The following is a 2,766-nucleotide window of genomic DNA, read 5'->3' on the forward strand; positions in this document are numbered from 1 at the left end:
AGGTGCTCTCCCAGCTGAGCTAATCACCCCCGCTGTGTGGAGTCGCATTATAGGGAGAGTTGAAAATGAGTCAACGCATTTTCTAAAGAAATTGTTCGTTCGTCGTAAATTTAAACAAAACGATCGCAAAACAATCCATGTCGCATGATTTGTATACGAAAATGGCAAAGCGTGATGTTCCAACCCGATGAACATTGAGGAATCAGACCACAGTGATAGAATACCAGCCTGATAATCTTCCCTGGATTTGCCGGTTGTCGGCATCTTTATAAACGTAAGGCCATTTCATGAAAATCAAAACTCGCTTCGCGCCAAGCCCGACAGGTTACCTGCACGTCGGCGGTGCGCGTACTGCTCTTTATTCCTGGCTTTTTGCACGTAACCATGGCGGTGAGTTTGTGCTGCGTATTGAAGACACCGATCTCGAACGCTCCACGCCGGAAGCTATTGAAGCCATTATGGATGGCATGAACTGGCTGAATCTGGAGTGGGATGAAGGCCCGTATTTCCAGACTAAACGTTTTGATCGCTACAACGCTGTCATCGATGAGATGCTGGAAGCAGGCACCGCGTATAAATGCTACTGCTCCAAAGAGCGTCTGGACGCGTTGCGCGAAGAGCAAATGGCGAACGGTGAAAAACCACGTTACGATGGTCGCTGCCGTCATAGCCATGAACACCACGCGGATGACGAACCTTGCGTCGTACGCTTTGCCAACCCGCAGGACGGGTCCGTTATTTTTGATGACCAGATCCGTGGGCCGATCGAATTCAGCAACCAGGAGCTGGACGATCTGATCATCCGCCGTACCGACGGTTCCCCGACCTACAACTTCTGCGTCGTTGTCGACGACTGGGATATGGAGATCACCCACGTTATTCGTGGTGAAGACCATATCAACAACACCCCGCGTCAGATCAACATCCTGAAAGCGCTGAACGCGCCGGTGCCGGTTTACGCGCACGTGTCGATGATCAACGGCGACGACGGCAAAAAACTCTCTAAACGTCACGGTGCGGTCAGCGTGATGCAGTACCGCGACGACGGCTACCTGCCGGAAGCGTTGCTGAACTATCTGGTACGTCTGGGTTGGTCCAGCGGCGATCAGGAGATCTTCACCCGTGAAGAAATGATCAAGCTGTTCTCTCTCGGTGCGGTGAGCAAGTCTGCGAGCGCGTTCAACACGGAAAAACTGCAGTGGCTGAACCATCACTACATTAATGCACTAGCGCCAGAATATGTGGCGACACACTTGCAGTGGCACATTGAGCAGGAAAATATCGATACGCGCGTCGGCCCGCAGTTGTCTGAGCTGGTAAAACTGCTGGGTGAACGCTGCAAGACGCTAAAAGAGATGGCGCAGAGCTGCCGCTACTTCTACGAAGACTTTGCTGAGTTCGATGCCGATGCGGCGAAGAAACACCTGCGTCCGGTTGCGCGTCAGCCGCTGGAAGTGGTTCGCGACAAACTGGCTGCTATCAGCGAATGGAGCGCGGAAAACGTGCACCACGCGATTCAGGCAACCGCGGATGAGCTGGAAGTGGGCATGGGTAAAGTCGGGATGCCGCTGCGCGTAGCCGTAACCGGTGCGGGTCAGTCTCCGGCGTTAGACGTTACGGTGCATGCGATTGGTAAGTCTCGCAGCATTGAACGTATTAACAAAGCACTGGCGTTTATTGCTGAGCGTGAAAGCCAGCAGTAAGACGGGTTTAAGAGATGAAAAAACGGCAGGCGCACACCCTGCCGTTTTTTTGGCATTTATTCAGACTCATCAATGCCCAGACGGGTCAGGAAAGTGCGAATCCCTTCGCGCGAAATATACATCGCCAGCTTTTCCTGTTCCGTTGGCGACATGTTATCCAGTGCGCTGATTATCTGACGGCAGGCGTGACTGCGAACCACGTGTGTATACTCGGCAAGCGGTTCTTCTGCCTGATAAAATTCTGGCACCTTGCGAAAAGCTGGAATATTGAGAAGAAACTCTCGGACGCCGGCATCAATATGAATAAGCCTTGCGCGACCACCTTTAACACCGGGAAACTTTTCGGTTGTCCAGTTTTGCTCTCTGATCCAACGATTGACGGTTTGTTTCGCGACACCGAGACATTCAGCCAGCTCTTCGGTGGTCATTTTACTGCGTAATTTTTTCATATTATTTGCTGTCGCGAATCCCTAAGCGTTGTAACAAACCCGTAATGCCTTCACGCAGGATCAGCGACGTAAACATTTTCTGTTCTGATGGCGTCATTTCTTTGGCGAGTCTTATCAGTAGAGCTTCGATGGAGGTATCACCGGATAACGATAAATTATCTGATAAGCCTTCCGCTGAACGCTCAGCGCTGCGAATGTATTCACGAACTTGTTCGGTAACGTGAACCAGACGGGCTTTACCGCCCTGAACGCCGGGTTTAGGTGAGGTAGCCCAACCTTCCTTGCGCACCCATTTATTGATGGTCTGCCGGCTGTATCCGGTCAGATTAGCAAGTTCTTCTGGCGTCATCCGTTCCTTGAACATAACGATTCCCTGAATAGTCGTGGGGTTAATTAGTGGCTCATTTTATAGCACCATTTTAGTAGAAACCGTGACGCGTTTAACTACTGAATGCGAGTTGTTGCGCAATGTTCTTCATTTGCCTGCTTTTTCAGCGATTGAATTCTATGAGTTAATTTTGCCGTTGACACACGCGAAGGGAATTCATATGATGCCGCCCGTCAACTCGACAAGCTTTACGTGACGGGGCTATAGCTCAGCTGGGAGAGCGCTT

General features: G+C 51.0%; 3 protein-coding genes. 1 reads left to right on the plus strand and 2 read right to left on the minus strand.

Annotated elements, in window-relative coordinates; translation table 11 throughout:
• Window positions 1–287: 287 nt before the first annotated feature.
• Window positions 288–1,703, plus strand: a complete 1,416-nt coding sequence (gltX, locus tag FDX19_RS24940; RefSeq protein ID WP_137384816.1) for a glutamate--tRNA ligase — start codon at window positions 288–290, stop codon at window positions 1,701–1,703.
• 56 nt (window positions 1,704–1,759) lie between these two features.
• On the opposite strand, the gene FDX19_RS24945 is transcribed toward gltX, so the two are convergent.
• Complete coding sequence (locus FDX19_RS24945; RefSeq protein WP_005130008.1) at window positions 1,760–2,152, minus strand: YfeC-like transcriptional regulator; 393 nt, start codon at window positions 2,150–2,152, stop codon at window positions 1,760–1,762.
• A gap of 1 nt (window position 2,153) precedes the next feature.
• A complete protein-coding gene (locus FDX19_RS24950) occupies window positions 2,154–2,516 on the minus strand; it encodes a YfeC-like transcriptional regulator (RefSeq protein ID WP_045445867.1) in 363 nt (120 codons plus the stop codon).
• Window positions 2,517–2,766: the final 250 nt, after the last annotated feature.

The organism is Citrobacter sp. wls619, assembly GCF_005281345.1.
In the GTDB taxonomy this organism is placed as follows: domain Bacteria; phylum Pseudomonadota; class Gammaproteobacteria; order Enterobacterales; family Enterobacteriaceae; genus Citrobacter.

What these genes read in the sequence shown, in the direction of transcription:
- gltX (WP_137384816.1), top strand. Translation starts at nt 288, where the DNA reads ATGAAAATCAAAACTCGCTTCGCGCCAAGCCCGACAGGTTACCTGCAC.
- FDX19_RS24945 (WP_005130008.1), bottom strand. Translation starts at nt 2,152, where the DNA reads ATGAAAAAATTACGCAGTAAAATGACCACCGAAGAGCTGGCTGAATGT.
- FDX19_RS24950 (WP_045445867.1), bottom strand. Translation starts at nt 2,516, where the DNA reads ATGTTCAAGGAACGGATGACGCCAGAAGAACTTGCTAATCTGACCGGA.